The organism is Indolivaga capnocytophagoides, assembly GCF_036511535.1.
Classification (GTDB): domain Bacteria; phylum Bacteroidota; class Bacteroidia; order Bacteroidales; family Dysgonomonadaceae; genus Dysgonomonas_A; species Dysgonomonas_A capnocytophagoides.
The window spans coordinates 1970936-1995201 of record NZ_AP028867.1; the positions used below are offsets into that span (position 1 = coordinate 1970936).

Genomic DNA, 24266 nt, shown 5'->3' on the forward strand with positions numbered 1-24266 from the left:
AAAGTTTAACATTTACGAAACACTCATGATTATCAAGACCATAAGCATTATTCAATAAAACATTTCGTTTTGAGGTGAACAAAAAACATGAAATACAAGTTATTTGAATATAAACACGTTTTAGCCTGTATTATAAACAGTTAAAAAAAACGCACAAAGAACGAATTTAATTCTTCAAAAACAGAATAAAGATAGAAAGGTCAAAAGACCTTTACTAATTTCCATAGTAGTATAAATTTCTACATCTCCTTAGAATTCCTGAGCTGCGACTGTTCGGGAATTTTTTTATCAATCATATTTGATCAAAACATTGTTTTTTATCTAAAAAATAATAATCTTTGTCATCAGTTATGGTGGTGAATTTATACATCTATAAATTTACTGAAAAGGGAATCAGGTGAAAATCCTGAACAGACCCGCTGCTGTAATCTCTAATGAAAGTCTGGAACACTACTTAATTCCACTGTTTATCAAAACATGAAACGGGAAGGATGTTCTAAGATAGAGAAAGTCAGAAGACCTGCCATAGATACAATGTTCGATGCTTTCGGGAAATAAAGCTGATGACGCCAAAACTATAGATAAGCAAATACTACCAGTTTGTAAAATTGAGACAATAATGTCTTCAATAATCTGTTTTCGCATCTACCCTATTCCCGAAGTTTAATTATTAAGCTGTTTTCGAGATAAGCTTACATATAACAAATACAACCTGTTATATCTTATTAAGACTAAAAAAAGGTTTTAGACCTTGATTTATATAAAAAACGGAGGAATATCCACTAAGAAAAATATTCCGACATGGTGTTTTAGTATTCGGGAAACCCTAAGCAGAGAGTGCTTGGGGTTTTTCAATTGCCCATATATCTGAAAATCAAAATACATAAATGCCCGATTAATCTAACGAAGCATGTTCATTTTCAAAACAGAAACTGTTTTATCGCTCACCAACTACAACAACTACATCTAAAAGACTGATTTAGTATTGGTATGCAAAAAAAATTAAAATAGAAACATTCTAAACAAAGCAGCACAAATATAGATATAAGTTATATTTAATAGAAAAATACTATCACATAGTTTAGGTATAGAGCATTATATATTTCATTATTACTAGGTATTGCAACAGCTTTTCACCTCATGTAATTTTGCAATGTTTAAATCTTTTTAACTAAACACTATAGAACTATGAAAAGAATCAAGCTATTGCTTTTATTCTGCCTATCAACCATTTACTCGATCAACATGTTCTCCCAAAATCAAGAAGACAGCATAAATATAAAGCTGGCATCTCTTGATCAGAAAACTCTTGCCAACATCGGAAAATTATCAAATACCCTTTCGCGTCTAAGTCTCGGAGGCTATGGAGAAATAGCCATGAGCCGTAATTTTTACAGCGATAATATTAACAGATACAGCCATGCAGAGAATTATAAAGACGACAAAAGTCATGGAAGGTTCGATATACCACACGTGACTTTTTTTGTAGGATATGAGTTTGGCAAAGGATGGCGCATGAATGCAGAGATAGAATTCGAACATGGAGGAACCGAATCGGCAGTGGAACTTGAAGCCGAAGAAGCCGGAGAATATGAAAAAGAAATAGAAAGAGGTGGAGAAGTAGCCTTAGAACAATTCTGGATTGAAAAAACATTTTCACGAGCACTTAATCTCCGCATGGGACATATAATCGTTCCCGTAGGACTAACTAACGGTAATCACTTGCCTACTGAGTTTTTTACGGTATACAGACCTGAAGGTGAAAATACTATTCTTCCATGTACATGGCATGAAACAGGTGTAAGTCTTTGGGGACACTTAGGAAAATGGCGCTATGAGGCACAACTTATACCCGGACTTGATTCAGACCTTTTCAGCCGTCAGAACTGGATACAAGGCGGTTCAGCATCTCCATACGAATTCAAAGTAGCCAATAATTATGCAGGAGTCCTTCGTATCGACAACTATTCGATCCCCGGGCTGCGCCTTGGTGTAAGCGGATATTACGGACACAGTTTCAAAAACAGTATACAGCCAGCAACAGGAGCAAAATATGATAATGTAAAGGGAGCCGTAACTATCGGCTCGTTCGATTTCGAATACAGAGGTCACAACCTTATTGCACGAGGCTATTTCGATTATGGACATCTGGGTGATGCAGATATTATCTCTAAATATAATAAGAATCTGAGTAAAAATTCAACATCTCCTCGAACCAATGTAGCTTCGGACGCTTTATGTACAGGCATAGAAGCGGGATATGATATTTTCTCTCAGATACCTAAAATGGCAAATCAGAAACAAAAGATGTACGTATTTGGTCGCTACGAATATTACGACTCTATGTATAAAGTTCCGGCCGATATCAGCAAGAACGATTGGTGCCAACGCCAACGCATTGTGGGAGGGCTCAACTATTATCCTATTAAAGACATAGTAATCAAAGCTGAATATTCAGCAGGGCTTCTTAAAAGTCCCTACAATAATGAGAACAGCATATCAATAGGCATTGCATATGCAGGATTCTTCACAAAATAACACATATAAACACATTGAAAATTTATCTGAACTAATTATGAAAAAAATCTTAAGATTTCCTTTACTCATGGCTGTTTCGGTAGTAATAGGACTAAGCGCAACTTCGTGCAGCGACAGCAACAACAACGGTACCGAAGAGGATACTAAAGAAGTAGAGTTGGCTCCTGTTGTAAAACAATATGTAAATAATACAGTAATAACCACATACAAATCTTTAGCAGACGAATCTATTGTATTATATAATGCATTAGTAGCTCTCAAAAAAGATAAAACAGATGCAAATGTAAAAGCAGCTGCTGATAGCTGGATAAAAGCCCGAAACTATTGGGAGCTAAGCGAGGCATTCTTATTCGGACCAGCTGACGACTTTGGTATTGACCCACATATTGACACTTGGCCTTTAGCTAAAGATGCTCTTATTGCCGAGCTCAAGAATAAAGACCACTTAGCTAAAATGGCTCAGGAAAATGGAGATATCTGGGTTGGAGAAACATTCGAAGAAGGTCTTTTCGGATTTCACGGAATCGAATATATATTATTTGAAGAAGGCCAAGCTAAAAGCGCCAGTAAAATAACTGACGATGAACTGATATATGTCGTGGCTGTTGCCGGAGACCTAAGAAATCAATGTTTCAGGCTCGAAGCATCATGGGCAGGCATAAATAATGTCACAGCAGAAAAGAAAGCTAAACTTATAGCTATGGATGCTGCAATCACATATGGTTCAGGAGACGACAGCAAAAACAATGATACCAATTACTCTTATGGAGAATGTATGCTGAATCCCGGACTTACCGCATTTAGTAATTCAAATGTTGATGCTTGCGAAACAATACTTGATGGATGCCAAACTATTGCAGACGAAGTCGGTGCCATGAAAATAGGCAAACCTCATACCGGAGACGATATTAATTACATAGAATCACCTTACAGTTACAATTCTAAAATAGACTTTATAGGTAATATAGAAAGCATCAGAAACGCTTATCTAGGTGGCGCCGATTCTAAAAACAGAGGTGCATCTGTTGCCGATTATGTAAAAAAAGTGGATCCAAGCCTACATGCAGAAGTAATAGCTGCCATAGACAATGCTGTTGCTAAAATAACAGCAATTCCTTTTCCTTTTGCAAAAAACTATACCAGTACACAAGCAGGAGAAGCTATGGTCGCATGCAATGAATTAGCAGATGTATTAACTAAAGCTAAACTGACTATCAGGAAATAATATATAAGATCCTTTATATCTAAATAAAGAGAATACTTCGGGAAGTATTCTCTTTGATAGATTAAAACAGCATTATCAACTATTCATTATATGGATATAACATACTGACACTTTCATTAAATGTATGATCAACATGAAAAAATCAAATCTCTTCTACACCGGATTATTCCTATCGGCACTACTGCTAAGTTGTAGTGATGATAATAAAGATGAAAATGGTGGAGGCAAAACAGACGATCTGGCCGAAGAATATTATTCAGGCGGAAAACTAGGAACGACATTTAGTACTACAACCTTCGCATACGAACAACCCACCCCGGTTGTTGATGAAGATCCTGAAATGTCACTTCAATTCAAATACGGAGAAGCGTTTTTCGAAAAAGAGTTTACATCAAACACATCTGGAGTACGCCATGGATTAGGGCCGGCATTTGTCCGCAGTTCATGTATCACGTGCCACCCCGGATACGGACACGGAAAACGTATGGATCGTTATAGAGCGAAAGATCATGGAAACGGCTATCTGCTGGTGGTTACTGATGAAAATGACAACTTCGTACCTCAGCTTACCGGTATGCCCCAAACTCAAGCAATAGCCCCATTCCTGCCTCCGATAGACGAATCCGGCATTAAAATAGAATGGAAAGAATATACCGATGAGTTTGGAAATAAGTTTCCTGATGGAGAAACATACAGCCTTATCTACCCTGAAGTAACAATCGATCGGTCTGCATTCAATGTTCCAATGCCCGACTTTTATAAAGTACGTTTAGAGGCAACTATAGGTATTTATGGAACAGGGCTTCTTGATGCTATCCCCGATGATTCATTACTTGCTCAATATGAAAAAGAGAAAAAACTGGGATATAAGCTTAACGATGCAAAGTATCAGCCGGAGAATTTCATCAAAGAAGCAGATGGAACTTCTCACCCAGGCCGTTATACTTATGGATTGACGCGCGGAACTTTGCAAAATGGTCCCGGATCTAATGCTATCTGGAATATCACCAATGTAACTCGTTCCGACAGAAGATATCATTATGTTACAGAAGCATATGCTGTAGCTATGTCTCAAAATAAAGATATACAGAAAAGCTTGGGCAAGACAGAAAAGGAAATTTACGATTACCTGATGTCTAAAGAACTGACACCCGAACTCTCGGACGAAGATTATATCAATTTCATGGTATGGCACAGAGGATTAGCTGTTCCGGCTGCCCGTGATTTGGATAATGATCAGGTGAAAAGAGGTAAAGAAATGTTCTACTCAATAGGATGTACAAGCTGTCACCGTCCAACCTGGACAACAGGTGCTGACGACTACAAGGGTGATGACAAAGTTAAAGGAAAGCTCCCGAGATATCCTCATCAAAAAATATGGCCATATACCGATCTGCTTCAACACCGCCTCGAAATGGTGAACAATATCCGCACAGGATGGTGCCGTACCACTCCACTTTGGGGACGAGGCTTATCTGAGAAATGTACCGGAGCCGGAGATCATTTGCACGATATGCGTGCCCGTAATTACAACGAGGCTATTATGTGGCATGGAGGAGACGGTAAATATGCAAGAGAAAAATATCGTAATCTGTCTAAAGAAGACAGAGCGGCTCTTATCAAATTTCTGGAATCTATCTAAAGTATGATCAGTAAATCTTTGAAACGAATAGCATTCGGACTACTAATTACAATATTGGTAGTCCTTGCTTTTGCAACAGTTATAGAAAAACTAAATGGGACAGAGTTTGTCTCCATAAACATTTATGGTTCATGGTGGTTTGTTGTACTGTGGATCGCTTTCGGCATAAGTTCTTTTGCCTACATTATAGTCCGGAGTGCTTACAAACAAAAGCCAAGCTTTTGCCTCCATTGCTCATTGGGTATCATACTGATAGGTGCATTAGTTACATATCTTACAGCCGAGAGAGGATATATACACCTTAGGCAGGGAAAGCCCCTGAATGAATATGTTACTGAGGATGGAATGACAAAAAAAGCCCTTCCGTTTGAAGTGAAACTTGTATTATTTGAGATCGAATATCATGGAGAGAGTGACAAGCCTTCTGATTTCATGAGTTTTTTACGTGTCGATGGCGAAATGTGCAAGGTATCCATGAATAAAATATATACCAAAGACAATTACCGCCTTTACCAGCTGTCATACGATTCGGATGAAATGGGTACGGTATTATTGGTCAATCACGATCCCTGGGGAATAGGAATTACTTACACCGGATATATCCTGCTTGCCCTCTCTATGCTTTGGATACTTTGGATACGTATCGGATGGAAAGGCTTAACAGCAATGCTGATTCCTATAGCTTGTCTTTGGTATTATATATCTCAGATCAACCCGATGACACCGATTCTGCGTACCCCAATGCTCGCAGTGCACGTTTCTATCATTATATTTTCATATATACTATTCCTTATTATTACAGTCTTGGCAATAATAGGAGTCAGTTCATCGAAACAAAACGAAAAAATGTACGAGTGGAGTCAGCAATTGTTATATCCCGCTCTTTTTGCTTTGGCTTCAGGTATATTTATAGGAGCCGTATGGGCCAATATATCGTGGGGAAGGTATTGGGGCTGGGATGCGAAAGAGACTTGGGCTCTTATCACATTTCTGGTCTATTCGATACCACTTCACAAGAAAAGCTTTCCTGCATTTCAGCAACCGTTTAAGTACCATTGTTTTTGTATATTTGCTTTCCTAACCATACTGATGACTTTCTTAGGAGTAAGCTTTCTTCTGGGCGGCATACATAGCTATGTATGAAACAGGCTCTAAATCACAGGAAACATTATTGTTTAAAATTAAAAAGTACAGATACAGTGAAATACATTTTAGATACAGTCCGTATACCGGAATATCATATAAGCCTGAAACCCCTTTCGGCTAACACTTTCGAAGAAGAACTCAACAGCTTATACCAACAGTATATCAATACAACTAAAGAGTTAAATGTTTCAACCCGCAACTTAATCTTCGCCAAAGTATTTATGGCAGATTACATCAACCGGAAAAAGGAATTTGAGACTCACCCGATAATAACGGAAATCACCGACAGTAATTGCCCGGTCTCTATTATAGAACAGCCGCCATTAGACGGAAACAAAATAAATATACTGCTCATTTTCATTGAAGCAGACCACATAGAAAAATACAAGGACAATGAAGTTTACTTTTGCCAGATAAATGAGCAAAAACATATTTATCAGAATGTTATATCATTTCCGTTATCTGTGAATACAGTATATGATCAGAGCATCTACGCATTCAGAAAGCATATAGATCTTCTTGAACAAAACAAGATGAATCTGAAAGACAATTGTGTCCGCACATGGATATATTCGCGTGATGTCGACAAAGACTACTCTCACATAGTTAAAGCTCGAAATGACATATTCGAAGAACAGGATCTGACGACATCGACACACTTTATAGCCTCAACCGGAATCGAAGGTAAAGGATTATATCCTCAATCAAACATAAATATCGATTTCTATTCCATCGCCAATATTGATAAATACGAAATCCGATATCTTCAGGCTTTGGAGTACCTTAATAATACGGCTGAATACGGAGTCGCTTTCGAAAGAGGAACAAGCATTACATATCAGGACAAAAAACATATTTTCATTTCGGGTACTGCCAGCATAGACAAATACGGAGAATGCCTATTTAGGAACAATGTACTAAAACAAGCCGAACGATTATTCGTCAATATAAGCATGTTATTGAAGGATGCCGAAGCGGAGATGAAACACATTGCACAAATGATCGTATATCTCCGAAATGTATCAGACTATACAATAATAAACAAATACATACAGAATAATTATCCCGATACGCCTTTCATTATAGTAGCAGGCAGAGTGTGCCGCCCCGAATGGCTTATAGAAGTAGAATGTATAGCCGTTCTGAATACTGAGAAGTGATATTAAATCAGGTTTCAATAAAACAAGGAGAAGACACAGCATGGGGTCTTCTCCTTGTTGGTTTAGATAATGAACAAGTGAATGCTAACAAGATTTATTTTTTCCAGTTTTTGGCACGTTTGCGCAATTGATCCAAAGAGTTCACTTCAGGTTCGGGCTTAACCTGTTCTTTTTGAGGAGCGGGTGCACCCTGAATAGTAGGCGAAGACTTAACTTCTTTTTTCGGAGTTGGTTTCGGAGCAATAGTCGACTGATAATGATTAAAAGCGTCTTTCAAATGTTCCGCTTCTTCCTTGTTCAAAGATATGGTCTGATAGCCCTGAGCATAATGAACTACAAAATTTTCGACCAGATTATCTTTCAGAAAAGATAAATCTCCGGAAAATAAAACCCTAATATCAGCAGTCTTCTGCACAACTGTATTCATACGGCGAGCCTTGGCATAACGAACGGCATTTAGCTCATACTTCCCGTTAGATGTGGCAAATTCGATCTTCTGATTTTTAAAATACTCTACAGGAACCGCTTCTTCAAATACAGCGTCGGTAAACATATATTTCAACGATAGATTGAAGTAAGATTTTCCATCTTCATTCATAAAGCGTACCGAAATCATAGGTTCTTTGAACCGGGGTTTCTTTTGAAGTTTACCTAAAGAGATGGTTTTCCAATCGGTAGAAACCGCATCCTTCGAATCCTGATCATCAGACTGAGCAAAAATACTCAGTCCGGTAAACATACATACAGATAATAACAAATATTTTACATACTTCATAATCTTTACTTTTTAGGTCTAAGACCTTTTTTAATTAATATTTATTCTCCACACTCCCTTTTTCAACGTCTTATGGATATTAAGGTCTATTACAGCACTAAATACTTTCTATAACTTAAAAGCATCCAAACTCTTAATCTCTGTGAAGTTTCGACCAAAGACTAAGCCTGTTAGCCAATCCTGTAACTTCCGAATCGAGACTTACTCTATTATATAAATTCGGATCTAGTTCGCACGCCTTTATAAGGTGTCCCGAAGCCTTTTGATCGTCATTCTTCCTCACCGCTATTATTGCCAGCAGATATTCATTTTTAGCAGCCTGAGGCAATTTGTTTAACAAATCCTCTGCTTTATCATTGTATCCCATACAAGCCAGACAAAGAGCAGTATTAAAGTCAGGATAGTTTGCCAATACTTCAAGAGCAGGCATATACTCTCCATTTCTCAATAATTTGATAGCCTCCGCATAATCTTCACGGAAAGTTTCTCTCACAGTATCTTTCTCGATATCAGGACGGCTTATCTCTACTCTGAAATCAATACGTTCCAACTTGGGGTATATCTCATTTTTTATGATTTTATAATCTTCCGGAAAATCCTTTTTGATATCCTCTTCCGTCTGATCCGGATAAGTTGCCGTAGTAAGCCTGCTGATTATCTCTTGTCCATTAGGCATATCACTGCGCAACTGTATTTCTTTGACCAGCGTATTCCAGTCTTCGCCTTTTGGTGTCACTGCAAAGTGGACAGGCATTTTAGATCTCAGGTATTCCATAACCGATTCCGCCCGATGTTGAGATAAAGCATAATTACTGTCCCAGTCTCCGGATAAGTCAACTGAGCTTTGTATAGTTATACTGTCTACTGCAAGTCCTTCCTTGGATGAATATACTTTATATGCCTCTAGCAGTTTATCGAATATACCGGAATTGGAACTTTCATCAAACTTCGAAACTTTCTTCGATTTGTACTTCGGATAAACGGTTATCTTATCAAACATAAATTTATGAAGCTGTACACGCTCGGTAGCTAATGAATTTTCGGCAAGCTGAGACAATGACGCGATGTAATAAGTGAGTGTATCCGAAGGAGGAAATTCAAACACGGTACGATCCATAGCCTCCACCTTGGAAGTTAACACCACTTTGAGATTCTTCATTCCGGGTCTTACCTTCCATGGCTGCCTGTATGTATAAACCATGTTTTCTTCGGCTGTGATAACTGTATCTGTCCTGATTCCTTTTGTGTCGGTACGATACGGAAACTGCACTATTTCTTTGAATATATCGTCCTTGCGGTTCATATTCATCTCATTCAAAACGATTTCGTCTATAAGATAATGGTGCTTTGCTATTTTCACGGAATCTTCCGCCGTAAAAGGTTTTGCTTTCAGATCCCTGATGGTCAATCCTTTTGCATAAAGATTGCGGTACTTTCGCGGAATATGGCTGCGTTTCAGCACACTGTCTTTTTGTGCATGTATATTCATATCCACCGACACGGTATCGACCCAATGTAAAGAGAACCGATCTTTAAGAAAACGAACATAATCTTTTTCGTACTTCTGTACATACTTCGAATGATAATCTTCAGGCTCCTTCTGTTTCCTCACATTCTTATCGGTCAGATTCTCTGCTTTTCTCCAGTACTTTTCATACATATGGCGTTTATGACGCATCGCAATCGCTTCCATAGTGAGAAACTCCATTTCGTTCATTTTCTTCCAGTTCTCATAATCCATCATCAGATCATACTGAGCCCTGAAATCGTTATAGTTGCGTTTCTGTACTTTATGAATTTCTTTATCAAGCCCTTTCCAATCAACAAACAATGAATCGTACGCCGAAGGCGAAACTATAGTAGATAAAAAATCGCTGTAAGCCTCATAGTCACCAACCTGTTTATCCTTAAAGCTATCTCCTGTAAGAATTACCGTATCAAGCGGACAAATGCTATCTCCGTCTATTATTCTGGGAGTCAATACCAATCGCCAATTGGGATCTAATACATCGACCGGAGCCAAAATATCAAAATCGATATTCACCTTACCATCACGTTCGGGGGCAAAGTGAGATTTAACTTTCACAACTACCTCGTTAAGCTTGTATACTTTGGTAGTGTCCAATTTTACGGCATCGCTTGCAAAAACCTCTCCTTCCTGAAGAGATTGCTGTTCGCCACGATTCGAAAACGAAACCTCTTCAGAAACAGTCCGGGGTCCATCCTTACCTTCGAGACCTCCACCTTTAACAAAGTCTATCTCGGGTTTAGCAGTCTGCATAAAAAGTCTTTCTATATCCAACCGATTATACTGCTTGCGTGATCCGCACGACGAAAAAGCAAAAACGACGGTCAATAACGAAAGGAGTAATAAAAAACTAATAAAAATAGTCAGGATGTTTCTTTTCATATCCATGTTGTTCCAATTTAGGTCACAGACCTATTTATATCATTAAATACTTTCTTTTACTTAATACGTGTTATGCTAAGCCTCAGCCGGGGGATTTTGATATGTAACATATCGCTCCGGCTCATAGCGGAATATCCTAGTTTAATTTCAGTCAATACAGGAACAGCATCTTTATATGTATATTCGGGATCACACATATATTGCTCTTCTACAATCCAATCCTGACCTATCCCTTTAGGTTTATCAATCTGTTCAGTCTTATTTTTCTTATATAAGGTATATTTTCCTTGCAATTCTCCGGCATCATTGATCTTTCCGGTAGCTTCATATCTATAGTTTCCCAGTTCGAAATTAAAAACATCACACAGTGTATCATTTTTCACCACTAACTTGAGGTTATTCGCTCTGTAAACTTCATCTTCAACTAACTTCACTTCGCGTCCGCCTCCTTTCACAACCTCGTTCTTGCGCTTCCACTTCCGCTTATCGCAGTTAATAACAACTAAACCATTCAGCCGACCATCGACAAAAGTAGCGGTTATCATCTCCTGTCCTGACCAATTACTCGGATGCCCTTTAGGCAACGACCACTGTCTTCTGTATTTTCCGTGAGGGATTTTCCTTCCATCCGGAGTTTTGTAATACTCATAGGTCTCCATGCAATCGGTACGCCTATCCCTGAACTCTTCGACAAATATCGTTCGGCCATCTTTTTCTTTTCCCTTATTTTTATCTTTTGATATTACGGGAATTGCAGAAGTCAAACACAACATCAACAAAATGAATTTATTCTTCATATACTTATATTATTTAGGAAGGTCTGCCGACCTACTTACATTATCATTCAACCTTGATTTATCCATTATCCAGATATCCAACCCTTTCCGCAATCTCTCCTGATTTCTCAGGAAAGATTGACTCGAAAGGTATCATACGAACTTCCCAGTCAGTATAATAGAGGATTGAACAAAACGATATTAGTTATCTTCTTTTCTTCAATGAATAATTAAGGGGATTATATCTTTTAGGTCTCAAACCCTTTTGTTATTTCTTTCAATACACTGATTTATATTTTCTGTCAGCTGATAGTTTGTGTCATAAATCGCATTGAGCCTGAAGCCATTTCTCTCCATTCCACACATACACACCCTGAGGCATCTTACTCCCTTGATTGCCTGTATGCAATACCATCAATCCGATCAGAGACTTTTTCGTATCATTGTAGCCTTTATCTTCGGGATCGGCAAAAGGTTCCAGATTATTCACACCCTTTAATTCGACCTTGGTCAACTGTATCGAATTGTGCTGCATATCTACTTTTGAAGATGCCAATGAAGCAGGCAGGCTTTTGTTTTGAGCGACTGTTTTTCCTGATAACGGATGTACACTCTGAGGGTGAACAGCCATTGCCGTAAAGCAGTTTAATAATATGACACTTAAATAAATAAAGGTTGCATGCCTTCTTATTTTTTCAGTAAACATATAAATATCAGTTATTTATAATTATATAATAGCCGGTAGGGGCTGAAGTTTCATTCCATTCGGAAACGATCAGACATCTGTCATGAAGTGTATTATACGGGAACATTCTCCATCTTACAATTTCCGCAAAAACTGGCTCCGGCTTCAATCTCCAGATTGGCAGCAATAAGATCACCATTACAAAAAGACGAAGCTCTTAGAATAACTATCTCCGATACAATAATATCGCCATATATCTTCCCTACCAGTTCCACCGACTTACTTCTGATAGTACCTGTTACACATCCTCCCAAGCCAACGATTACCCGTCCCTGACTGTTTATATTTCCCGATACATTACCATCTATCCTAAGGTCATCATCAATATTTATCTCCCCCTTGATAGTTGCTGCATTAGACAGAATACTCAGGCTATCGGAAATAGTTAAGGGAGAATACTCTTTCTTCTTATTTTTGTTTAACATGATATATACTAATCGTTTGTGTTTATTATTAAAAAACATATGCCAGACTAACGGTGCAACCTCTGTCTCTAAGTGAAATTTCTCGATCACCCAACAATAAGTGATTCTCGGAAAAGCTCAAATTATAGTCGGCATCAAGTCTCAGATAGGGTAATAAATAAACGCCGGCTCCGAAAACAACACCGTTTCGAAACTTATCCGAGCCTTTACGGTACTTGAGGGATTCAGAACTTTCATTATCCTTTATTTCTCCCGAAAACACATAAGATGAATATACTCCGGCCTTAACCAACGGTTTAAACTTGAACTGATTCCATGTTTTCTGAAAAACAATTGGGAGTTCGATAAAATTCTCGGAAAAATAATAGGAAATTCCGGTGGTGTTATCCAGGTTATGACGTAACGAAAACTCGCGGTAACGATACATCAATCCTACATTTACGGACAAGTCTTCGGCAAACAAATTCGTTTCGTAATACAATCCGACTTTACAACCGATCTTCTGACTAAGTCCCACGCCCTGATATTTTATAGACGAGCCATCGAAATTTAAACCTGCGAGGATACCAAATCTTTGAGCCTGACACACAATTCCACTAACAAACAAAAAAACAGAAAGAACAAAAATCTTCATAAGTCAACTACCGGATATAAAGTCTTAATACTATGATACAAATTTCGGGTCTGGGCATACAAGTTAGATGGCATGATAGTAGTGAGGCTGTTTTTCCAAAGGGAGAAACCTTTGCATCTTACAGCACAACCAACAATAATCTCCGATTCGGATTCTTGTATTATATCCAGATAAGGATTATTTGATTTCATTCTGTTTACATCTTTTAAAGCAGCAAAAAGAATTGCACTATCGCCTTTTAGATACTGAACTTTCAATACAGTATCAACCGAACTTGTTGAAAATAAATAAAATGCAGACCGCTCAAATGCGAACCAATAATTATCAATTTTATACAGATGGATAAAACTGTTATTATCCTGTTCTCTCTGCCAAATTTGTTTTATATCACCCATAACCATCATATTTTGAGGTCTCAGACCTGTTATCGTTGCTTACTCACTTCACAGACAAACAGTATTTACGGTTGTTGTTCTACAGTTATTGTCCTTACCAGATTTCCGGCTCTTACAATTATATTGCCTTGACGTGCAGACGGCGCAGCCAGGAGCGATCCCGAAAGAATATACCTGTTACCCGACCCCGAAAACGAAAGTCCTGTAATCCAGTCCACATCAGCAACCGCAGTTAATGTCACCGCTGTATTTGTACTCAATACGGTTCCGATGGTTTTCGTTCCGCTTCCACTGAATGAAACCCTATTGGAAGAAACTCCCAGTTCGTACTTTGCATCAACAACAATATCTGTTATGTCATCATTATTATCTATTATTTCAAAAAATATATCCGCAGTATAATCGGCAGCTACAGCTTCTTGGAGTGTAAGGTATCCTGAACCCGAAACCCGTGATATACGAGTCAGATAACGGTGATTGCGAACAGGACTTACAGGCTCTTTATTTCTATCCGTCATCCATATCTTATAATAACCGTCAACACCTTTATATTTCCCTCTGATTATCACCGAAATACCCGTATTATCCAAGATGTTGCTGCGTTCATACAAATAAATATCGGATGTGGCATTAGATGAAGCTAAATTCCAAACTCCGGCTCCCTCCGTATTTACATAATTAATATACTGTATTCCAGAAGGTAAACTAACCGATGCAGGCAAAGAATTAGATGAAGTATAATCTGAAGGAATTACTTTTCCGAAAGCCGATGATTGCAGCAGAGTAAAACCGGTCAATGAAAAATCGGCAAGACCATTTTCTTCGGTCGGAGTTTCACACTCCATTTTCATGGCAGCCACCATCCTTATCATGTTTATATTATTGATGGTTGTCCCCGATCTTACCTCTGTAAGGTCTGCTCTGCCCCACATAATCAAAGGACATTGAGGAGAAGTATAAGCATAGAGTGATGTTGTTTTCAACAACTGAGCAACAGACTCCATGCTCATACCTGAAGATAGTTCACTGAAATTGATTATATCATTGCCCGAAAGATCACGTCCATTGCCGATTACATATATAGACCGAGCCGAGCCGGTAGGCAATATACGAGCCGAAAAAGTGCGGGTATCTCCTGAATTTTCGATCGAATTGACTTGTATACGCTCCATAAAAGCCTGATGTTCATCAAAGACCAACAGATCAACACAACGGATAGATGAGTCGTCATACGAAGATGATCTCAATAACGATACAGATGTATTTTCCTGTATATTCATCGAAAATGCAATCTCTACGCCGTCTTCGGATGTTGGTAAGTCATCTGCTGTTGAACAAGCAACCAACAACAGAGCCATTATATTGATAATAAAATACTTCATTTTACTATTTCTTATTTTTGTAATACAATTCTACTCTTTTTGAATAGTCGGTCTTCGACTCTCCCATTCTTTGAGCAGGCATATCAGCCATCGAACTCCTCAACAGAACCGCAGATGCAGTAGATACAGCCGAACTGGTATATATTTCAATACTTGCAGATCGTTTTATTTTATCGAATGTGACTCGTCCTACTTTGTCGAATAGAGTACGATAATTATTAAAAGCCTGTGTTTGTTTATTTACAATAACTCGTGTCGCGGGTGAGCTTGAATTACTATAAACGACCTCTCCCGTACTATTATAAAAATTCTTTCTCAAGCTTGAATCGTTATAAGTATCAGCATATCGCTGCATTGTTCCACCCTTATATGCAGTAAGCAATATCTTAATCGGAGTAGATGAACTTGTACTCCACCAAATGGCATATAAGTCAATATAAACATATCGAGGTAATACATCGTAATTGTTTGATGAGCAAAGATTCTTCACATCAATATAAAGGCTTTCCCCTGCATTCTGGTTGGTATTATCTCCACCCCAGACCAAAACACTTTTTCCTGCAGAATCAGTAATTTGTCCTCCATTACCTGCAGTAGCCGAAGTACCAGTGTTACCTGCTTCGCTAGCAGTAGATCCGTTAGCCAAACCTATTGTTCCACCATACAACCCATACCCCAAAGGTCTCGAGTCAACCTTTGTCAGTCCTGTATTCATAAATTCAGTAGCTGTATCCAAATCCTGTCCTCCTGTTCCTGTCCAATCGTATTTGAATACAAGGAACTCAAATTCGGGAATGGTTATTATTATATGATCAAGCTGTGTTACTGTTATTGTTTTAGTATAATTCGGATCATTTGCATGAGCTATAATTATAGAACCAGTACGCCTTTGTTCATCAGGTCCGGCCTCGGCTTTTATTCTCAATACTCCATCAACATTGGTTACGACCATCCACGAATCGGAAACACTTTTCACTACCCATTTCTGATCACCGCCTAATGCTTTCAGATCGGTAAAATCGGTTGTACCTTCCTGTCCTCCTATTTCCACCGAAGACGGAACTTCGAGATGAAGGTTGCAGACTTTGATACTGTCGTATTCCATAGTATTAAGATTAGCAAACTTATAGTATGTATTACCATATGATGATCCGGCGGTAAAAGTCAGTGAAGCATTTCCTGCACCACTGCTTGCATTACAAGTTGCATTCGCCGTATTTCCTCCGGTCTGTAGCCAACGTGAAGTTTCAGGGGATACTTGTAACGATACATTTTTTGAAGGTGCAGCCTCCGACAAATAAAGCGTACGGGGAGTCAGGTATATAGAACCATCCTGCACAGGAAAAGGATACTGATTTACAGTTATCATCTTTGTAAGGTTCTTTACTTTCAACTTCAAAACTCCCGATCGGGGGGTTGTATAATCATCCGAAGCAGCTGTTATCTTTATCTGGTTAGATGACGTAAATGATGCTGTCAACCACGAAGACTCCGATGTCAACGAACATTCGGAAGGTAAAGCATTTGTAGTGAATGTAAAATTCTTCTCTACACCGATTTTGGTTATCGTTTCCTGTATAGACAGAAAGGTTTGAGACAAATCCGACGTAATTGTATTTTCATTCCATGGCAATACATTCAGTGTACCCTTGATCAGCACAGCAGAAGCATCAGTCTCACCTCCGGGTGAAACAATGGTAGCCGTTATATCATAAATTGTATTGCGGTTGATGAGGTAACCATTATCACTGTTGACAAGTATCTTATAATAATTATTGTAATTTATTTGCCCGTTAAGCCTTTTATAAGGAACTCGTATCACCAAAGTTGTAATATCGGATTCGGACGAGTACGATCTTTTGAGATTCTCGTTCACATAAGCATGAGTAACGAACAAAGCCGATTCCGTACCGCTTCTCGACTCGGCTGCGATATACTTCTCCGCACCGTTAAAATAATTCAAGGTCGATGGGCTCAACTCCTTTGACACCAGATACGATCTGTCTGCCTGATTGATCACCTTAAATACCATGGATGAAGTATCGGGAACGAGATAAATATCTTCTCCCCCGAATGTAAACTTCTTGGCAGTCAATGTCAATTTGATCTTCGCAACATTACGAACCAATGAAACCGTAACCTGCGAATCTTCCTTAAAATTATGACCGGATACAGCACCATGCATCACCAGAGGTTTATCTGCATCGGGTTGAGAAATATTCTGTTCTATCTTTTTGGTAATTATTGTATCAAGTTGTGTTTCGGTTGTAATATAAGATAGATCCGATGTATAATTGGCAACAATCTGTATATCTCTCGATTTGTTGAGATCTGCAAGAATACCACCATCCAACACCGTGATGATCTGTTCGTTGAGCCAGTTACTCATATCGACCTCAGACGAAGCCGCAACCGCCGGAAGAATATCAATGTGTGTGGAGAACTCTTTCTCTCCGGTCTCCGAATCAAATATAAACAGAGTCAAATCCTTTATAATAGATTCACTTAGGACTTCGGTATTCAGAGAAGACGCATCCTCCGCACTTATCGGCAGCAGCAAGGCAATCTGCACCTTACCGTCTGACCTGGGAGCAGTCTCTGTAGTATCTTCTATTTCAGCCGAACAGGCTGAAAACAGAAGAAGCACAGATATGAAACTTATTATAGAAAAATATTTATTAATCACACCATATATATTTTAAGGTCTCAGACCGATTGATTTATTTATACAAGTCCGTTACATCATATTGCTGGTACAGCCCATCGAATCCTGCAATAATGAGATTGAGTTTGGTAGACATCGCAGCCCCTCCCGTTTTGCGTCTTACTTGTATATTTACGGGAGAAGCTGTGAATTGTCCTAAAGTCACCGCGTCATCAACAAATTCAAAGTTCTGAGTATCTTCCAACGTCATCCACCAGTTACGCTCCTGTTTCATATTCATTTGATATGAAGCAATCGTTCCGTCATTCTCAAGTAATGAAAAATCAAACATTTGCAGATCTATATGGGACGACACCGTATTCCAGTCCTGAATATTTACCTTTATGTCCATTCGTCCATTTGCAATAAGAGATAGCAGTAATATAGAATTACTCTTAGGAACAGTTTCTATCTCTACTTCTTTGCTGAAAGCATATCCTGACGATCTTTCAAAATTTACCGCCAATGTTATTTTGTGTGTCGAAATATCAGCAGGTGATACCGATTTGTGAGCCGGTATTATAAAGTCGACCGTATCACTCTTGAGATGCCCTTGTTCGGACGATTCGGAAAACGTGATAGCTTTAGTCATAGGAACTAAACTTACAACCGGATTGTCTTTATCCGGATATAAGCCTCCGTTCCAAGACAAGCTGGTAGGCACGTTCTTCAATGATACGGTATGCCCGTTACCTCTCGTAAAGCCTACACCGTCTTCGAGTACCACTCTCACTTTAGCAACATTACGTATCAGCGAGGCAGATGTAGTGTGTGTTTGGTCGGCATTGATAGTCAGATTGTCAATGAGAGCCGTTCTTATCTCGGGAACATCGGGCAACAACCCTCCTTCGGGCTGAGTCTGCCACATAAGAAGACCTGACCTTTCTGCTGAAAACACCGGAAAAGTAAGCAGTGAACTAATATCCGATTCGCTGCATCCAACCAGCACAAGATTCCATATTCCTGAGGGCATACTCATCTTTACATATCCCGGAGCTCGTTCTACATTCAATGCTTTGTGATGGAAATAGCCGGCATTGGAGCCTGATGCATTAAATACATATACATCTGTATTATCGCCGATATTAGAGGAAATCGTATCTATCCTCAGATAAAGAGCACTAGACAGGCTTTCTTCTGTATTTACCTGATTGGTTTCGGAACACGAAACACAGACAAAAGCCAAAAAGAAAACTGAAATAATATATTTAATACATGCAATCATATCCTAAATATTATAAGGTCTCAAACCTATTTTTGATTTACCAAGCGTAACAACAAGTTATCTTTATCCAAGACTTATTGTTGATTCATACCTCACATAACCCGTATAGAATCGGGTTTTACCACAATTAATATTTGACAGTTACACAACTCTTTTACTGAAAGATGTAATGAATATTACACCATGCAATTCCGGTATTCAGACCTTTTAAAGAATGGATAGAGGACAAGCCGGCATAATCCAACACTCTCGATTCGGTTTCGTCATAATTGACGATCCGACGTTTATGATTATCAAGACACGACAGTCCGAGTTTTAATACCACCTTTAGCCCATCGGTATAAGCAAAAGGTATCCAGCACGAATGATCATGACTATAGATTTTAATAATCCGGTTTTCCAACCTGTAACTGAAAGAGTAGTTATATGGCAATATGCTGAGTTTGGCATCATCAACAAAAATCAACAACATTTCTTTATAAAAACTATCTTTACGGGTTATCTCTTCCGCCCACAGATCTTGCGGCCTAAGGTGTGACGTATCACATACTTTAGCCTTGTCTTTTTCTCCTGTGTACATTCTGAATTCTTTCACTTCAGAATAACGGAACGATAGTACCAATGGTGTATCCATACATTTCATACCTTTCTTGTATTATGGGATTTACGGAAAACCGGATATCAAGCAAATCTTATTCGGTGATAGCGAATCCGGCAGATGCCTCGGTAGTCGATATCAATATATCCGGTGCATTATCGGGTTTACTTACCGAATCGATGCCTACTACTAACTTTTTGTTTCCTGCTTTTTCCTGATTAAATAGGATAATACCGTTTAAGTTTACTGCACTTCGGTTGCCATCTCCCCAAATTCTCAGATCGTGACGATTGGTAAACGCAAAGTCTTTTCCTTCTTCGGCTGTAGTCTGAGGAAGTACCGAACACGATACTTTGATATCTCCTCCGGTTGCATTGGTAAGTAAAGCCCCATCGGATGCCCTGACCAAAGACACTTTGAAAAATCCGGAGACGATATTGTTCATGCGGCCGTGATCTCCCAGCGATGCGATATTTACCATAGCCGGCTGGTCTATAATAGTGCCGATACAGCTTAGATTTGTACTTTCGAAGTTGATGCGGGCATCATTTATCGCATATATTTTATTAAAGTCGACGACAACCTTTTTGGGCAGTTCATAACGAGTATCAGAGAATGTTTTCACATTGAATTTACCGTTAGATGCTCCACGTCCGACTACCAAACGAGGGCTCACACCCATATCAAAATCGTGATTGTCTGCTGTACCTTTGCCGTACACTCCTTCGATAACGATATCCGAACCGGTAGCATTGATCAGTTTTTCTCCATTGGTTTTGAAAATCCCCAATTCGTAAACAACGTCATGCATACCCTCAAGTCCATCCTGAGTATTAATCATTTTCACTAATACTTCCTGATCTTCGATATCTCCGACACCTGCCGATTTTACAAGATAACTCTGCTCTACATTTGCCAGACACAGTTCAAACATTTTACGCCCTTCCATCAGGTTATTGGCTTTTACAGGCACTTCCACATCCTGTTTAATCATATAGCGGGCAGTTCCGTCATTAGAAGGAACAAACGATAAACTACCTTTTACCGAAGTATAATTGTCTACCTGATTGGCAGTTCCGTCTTTTGTAAAATATTCAACTCTTACAGGGATAGGCGCACCTTGATTAGTTACCGGATAACCTGTCAACGTTACTGTAAATACAGCTGTAGTATAGCCATTTACAGGTTTATTTATTTTGACATCTGATACATAAATACCATGCCCCAGTTTGATCAAACGGTTTTTCATTCCTTTAAACAGAATATCACCGTTTTCGGTAAATACGATCTCATCGAACATCTTCTTATCATCTTCGATAGCATAACGGTCAAACAACAGATCGCCGCTGTTCGAGAGCATACATACCCGTCCTGTAGAATTCCCAGCCAGAAATATTCCGGCTGTTGACATATGTACCTGATCGAAGTTGCCATCCGTTGCCTTTTGGTATATCTGGCGTCCGTCTTTCGACAAGCCTGTTATCATACCACGGCTTCTTTCGGTATCGAAACCAACAATTACAGATTCGCCGCTTTCGGCATTCATCCCCATACCCGAAACTGTTCCGGAAGTAACATATCTCTGTAAGTCAGTACCATCGTTACGCAAAAGCGAGTAATAACATTTTCCGCCGCCATTACCTCCGACCAATACATTTCCGTTTTTGGCTAAAGACAGATATTCAAGCGATACACCCTGTGCGGCAGGTATTATTTCTTTACTGAATATGATATCGCCCTCGGGACGAAGTTTTATAACCCTTCCCCCGGCAAGCGCACTGTTGCCTATCAGGAAGATATGATCATCGGAAGCAGTAACCATTTTCATAATTTGGAATTCGGGTTCCGGTAATTTTGTTACAAATACGGTTTTACCGTTACTGTCTAACCGTACTATCACAGATGCAGTTCCGTCTTCTCCGGTAAATGCCGCATGTACATACTCTCGAACACTACCCAATACATCAAAGCCGATGCAGGGACCGCCTTCATCCGATACATATTTATAGATGACTTTAGCTGTCGCATCCACTTTTGACAACATTCCGGCACGTACGTTTCCTGAACGTGATTCATACCCGCCGACTACAAAACTTCCGTCGGGCAGACGTTGTCCGCAAAACAATTCGCTGCCTGCTTCACCAACACAAACATCAGTCAGAATAACACCCGATTTGTCAGTCACCACAAAACGCCCGTAAAGATTTTTGTCTTTTCTCTTGGGTGAAGAATCGTAAGATTGACCGATAATCAACAATTTCTGTTCTCCTACATGATACACGTTATTGACCGAAACAAATCCTTTCGGAAACGAATGTGAAGCCTGTACTTCTCCATCCCTTTTGATCCACGAAACGGTCAGCACACCATCGTTATTAGCGACAAGTGCAACTTCGCCATTCGAAACCGGGCACGTATGTTGATAGGGTATCCCATCTCCATACGTCCGGTCATAAACCACTGGCATATATTGACCTTTGACTTTTACCGGCAATCCGAAGAAAGCCAGTACCAACATGACTAAACCAACATACAAACTACTCTTAAACTGCATCTCGTTAAAATATTTATTTTATTATTCTTACATCTTCATCTTGTTACCGCCTTGATATCCACACGCCTGTACACCTTATTCTTGATTATCTTATCCGATAAGTCTCCCATCCGGGCATATGAAGGCAATTCTTTTCCCATTTCAAAGGCTGCAGGCTCTGGTATATTGTTTTCGGACAATATTTTGCCCTTTCCTTCTATCAGAAATACCCTGTCGACACCTCTTCTTCCGAGCCAGAAAGCTGTTTCCTGTGCCCGTTTGACCGAAAGATTATAATTGTATTCTTCAGAACCCATCTCATCGGCATACCCTTCAACGATAAGCGTGTCGATCCGGTTGAAATCGGTTATTTTATACCAGTTTTCGAGTTCCGACTTTGCTTCGTCACTCAGGGCATAATGATCGAAATCGAAGTATAAGGTCAGAGCCTCTTGTATAATATGATCGGGGAGAATTATTTTTTCGTTTCGAGGCTGTGTGTTGGCGTCAGCTTTACCAAGGAGATTGATCGAACCGGAAGAAATGGCTTTAGCCTCCGATATGCCGAACAACGATCCGCTGTTTTGCGATATTGCTTTATTTTTTTCGAAATAGAATATATCGTCTTTGCTTTCCTGATTTCGGTCTGATACGAAATATCCTCTGTTTTCATCTATATAAAGCAGGTTAAAGTCATTCATCACCGTATTTACAGGATAAGAAAAATGATGCAGGCTTCCTGTTACAGCCTGTCCCTGCTCGTAACTGACAGAATAAATATCATAGCCACCGAATCCGATATGTCCGTTCGATGAAAAAATCAGCATATTGTTGAACAGTACCGGAGAAATTTCGTCTCCTTGGGTATTTACCTGTGCACCCAGATTAACGGGGATACCCCATGTTTTAAGATTATTATCCCAATGAGTTATATAAATATCATAGCCACCGAATCCGCCGGGTATATCCGAAGAGAATAACAATGATTTTCCGTTATCTATAAGACAGGGATGAGAATACGAATAGCCTTCCTTCTGAGGAAACACTTCTTTGAACGCCGACCATTTCTTTCGTTTCGAATTATAATCCGACTGATATAATCTGGAATAAAAAGCATTTGTCTGCTGTTTATCGGCATCTTTTACCTTCTTGGCATAAGCCGCCTGCGTCACAACCATTTTAGACATATCATCTGAAAATGTCACAGGACCGCTTTGCAGGTTTTTAGGAATCATATTCAAGAACTTTCCATTGCCAGATTTGGCGTTAGCTGCACTAAGCAAATGGTAGCTGCTGTTGTAATAGAATTTTTTATTGGGATCGTGAAAACGGCTGGCACTTGTTGCATAAAAATATTCGCCATCCTTCACTCCTACCCAATATTCCGAATTGGATGTATTCACCCCTTCAACGGATTCTACGCTGAATTCAGCACTGCCGACAGGCATAAATCCATCTGAATAATCAAGAGCCTGCAGTATATTCTGATACCTCTGGTCTTTACTATAAACATCTCTGAACGAATATTTTCGAGCAAGAGTCACCGCCTTCATTTTTTGCCCCGAAAACCGCAATGCGTCGAGATAATTACAAACATCTCCGGCAGTAAACATCTGATCCGAAATAGCCATTGCAGCGTCGTAATGCGGCACAGACTCATTGTAGTCGGACAAGGAAGAAAACAAACGACCAACTTTGAGGTGCAACGAAGCCAAATACTCTGAACTGAGCGGGTATTTAAATGCGGTTTCGTATATCTTCATCGCCTTATCGAAATCCTGTTGAATAAATTTCCGGTCGCCCTTCGATTCTATTCCCCGTGCCTTTCTGTCCTTCATGCCATCAGACCATGGATCACTCTGAGCCTGTGTCAATACGGGAATAGCTACAATGCCGATAAGTATCAATTTTGATCGTAATATCTTATAAATCATATCTTATAAATAAATATTT

The 24266-nt window shown here is 39.2% G+C and carries 18 protein-coding genes and 1 riboswitch; of the genes, 5 read left to right on the forward strand and 13 right to left on the reverse strand.

Features of this window, described 5'->3' with window-relative positions; translation table 11 throughout:
* The first annotated feature begins 334 nt into the window (after positions 1-334).
* Positions 335-542, forward strand: a riboswitch (cobalamin riboswitch).
* 646 nt (positions 543-1188) lie between these two features.
* From AABJ51_RS08185 to AABJ51_RS08205, 5 genes are all read left to right on the forward strand, one after another.
* Positions 1189-2538 (forward strand): hypothetical protein, encoded by a 1350-nt coding sequence (locus AABJ51_RS08185; protein ID WP_338375415.1) that lies wholly within the window; start codon positions 1189-1191, stop codon positions 2536-2538.
* Positions 2539-2575: 37 nt separating this feature from the next.
* Entirely contained in the window at positions 2576-3763 is a 1188-nt protein-coding gene (locus AABJ51_RS08190) for an imelysin family protein (protein ID WP_026627897.1), read from the forward strand.
* A gap of 133 nt (positions 3764-3896) precedes the next feature.
* Positions 3897-5405: a di-heme oxidoredictase family protein gene (locus AABJ51_RS08195; protein ID WP_026627898.1), complete on the forward strand. Its 1509-nt coding sequence runs from the start codon at positions 3897-3899 to the stop codon at positions 5403-5405.
* A 3-nt stretch (positions 5406-5408) separates the two neighbouring features.
* Positions 5409-6548 (forward strand): cytochrome c biogenesis protein CcsA, encoded by a 1140-nt coding sequence (locus AABJ51_RS08200; protein WP_338375419.1) that lies wholly within the window; start codon positions 5409-5411, stop codon positions 6546-6548.
* A gap of 56 nt (positions 6549-6604) precedes the next feature.
* Positions 6605-7711 carry a Rid family hydrolase gene (locus AABJ51_RS08205; RefSeq protein ID WP_338375421.1) on the forward strand — a complete coding sequence of 369 codons (1107 nt, stop codon included), beginning with the start codon at positions 6605-6607 and terminating at the stop codon, positions 7709-7711.
* Positions 7712-7805: 94 nt separating this feature from the next.
* Here AABJ51_RS08205 and AABJ51_RS08210 read toward each other — a convergent pair whose 3' ends face one another.
* The 13 genes from AABJ51_RS08210 to AABJ51_RS08270 all read right to left on the reverse strand — a co-directional run bounded on the left by AABJ51_RS08210 (position 7806) and on the right by AABJ51_RS08270 (position 24247).
* Positions 7806-8486, reverse strand: coding sequence for a hypothetical protein (locus tag AABJ51_RS08210; RefSeq protein ID WP_338375423.1), 681 nt, complete (start codon positions 8484-8486; stop codon positions 7806-7808).
* A gap of 133 nt (positions 8487-8619) precedes the next feature.
* A complete protein-coding gene (locus tag AABJ51_RS08215) occupies positions 8620-10896 on the reverse strand; it encodes a hypothetical protein (protein ID WP_338375425.1) in 2277 nt (758 codons plus the stop codon).
* 56 nt (positions 10897-10952) lie between these two features.
* Positions 10953-11693: a hypothetical protein gene (locus AABJ51_RS08220; RefSeq protein WP_338375427.1), complete on the reverse strand. Its 741-nt coding sequence runs from the start codon at positions 11691-11693 to the stop codon at positions 10953-10955.
* Positions 11694-11991: 298 nt separating this feature from the next.
* Positions 11992-12378: a hypothetical protein gene (locus AABJ51_RS08225; protein ID WP_338375429.1), complete on the reverse strand. Its 387-nt coding sequence runs from the start codon at positions 12376-12378 to the stop codon at positions 11992-11994.
* Between the two features lie 92 nt (positions 12379-12470).
* Entirely contained in the window at positions 12471-12842 is a 372-nt protein-coding gene (locus AABJ51_RS08230) for a bactofilin family protein (protein ID WP_338375431.1), read from the reverse strand.
* A gap of 28 nt (positions 12843-12870) precedes the next feature.
* Positions 12871-13476: an outer membrane beta-barrel protein gene (locus AABJ51_RS08235; protein ID WP_026627906.1), complete on the reverse strand. Its 606-nt coding sequence runs from the start codon at positions 13474-13476 to the stop codon at positions 12871-12873.
* The gene (locus AABJ51_RS08240; RefSeq protein ID WP_134436527.1) at positions 13473-13871 is read right to left on the reverse strand and encodes a hypothetical protein; all 399 of its coding nucleotides are present in this window, start codon (positions 13869-13871) and stop codon (positions 13473-13475) included. The genes AABJ51_RS08235 and AABJ51_RS08240 overlap by 4 nt, the downstream gene beginning before the upstream one ends.
* Positions 13872-13936: 65 nt before the next feature.
* Positions 13937-15253 (reverse strand): FimB/Mfa2 family fimbrial subunit, encoded by a 1317-nt coding sequence (locus tag AABJ51_RS08245; protein WP_338375435.1) that lies wholly within the window; start codon positions 15251-15253, stop codon positions 13937-13939.
* A gap of 4 nt (positions 15254-15257) precedes the next feature.
* Positions 15258-17939 (reverse strand): BACON domain-containing protein, encoded by a 2682-nt coding sequence (locus AABJ51_RS08250; protein ID WP_338375437.1) that lies wholly within the window; start codon positions 17937-17939, stop codon positions 15258-15260.
* A gap of 34 nt (positions 17940-17973) precedes the next feature.
* Complete coding sequence (locus AABJ51_RS08255) at positions 17974-19182, reverse strand: FimB/Mfa2 family fimbrial subunit (protein WP_338375439.1); 1209 nt, start codon at positions 19180-19182, stop codon at positions 17974-17976.
* 154 nt (positions 19183-19336) lie between these two features.
* The gene (locus tag AABJ51_RS08260) at positions 19337-19825 is read right to left on the reverse strand and encodes a hypothetical protein (RefSeq protein ID WP_035332325.1); all 489 of its coding nucleotides are present in this window, start codon (positions 19823-19825) and stop codon (positions 19337-19339) included.
* A gap of 49 nt (positions 19826-19874) precedes the next feature.
* Positions 19875-22334 carry a Calx-beta domain-containing protein gene (locus AABJ51_RS08265; RefSeq protein WP_338375442.1) on the reverse strand — a complete coding sequence of 820 codons (2460 nt, stop codon included), beginning with the start codon at positions 22332-22334 and terminating at the stop codon, positions 19875-19877.
* 35 nt (positions 22335-22369) lie between these two features.
* On the reverse strand, positions 22370-24247 hold the full coding sequence (locus AABJ51_RS08270; protein WP_321577269.1) for an OmpA family protein: 1878 nt from the start codon (positions 24245-24247) through the stop codon (positions 22370-22372).
* Between the last annotated feature and the right edge of the window lie 19 nt (positions 24248-24266).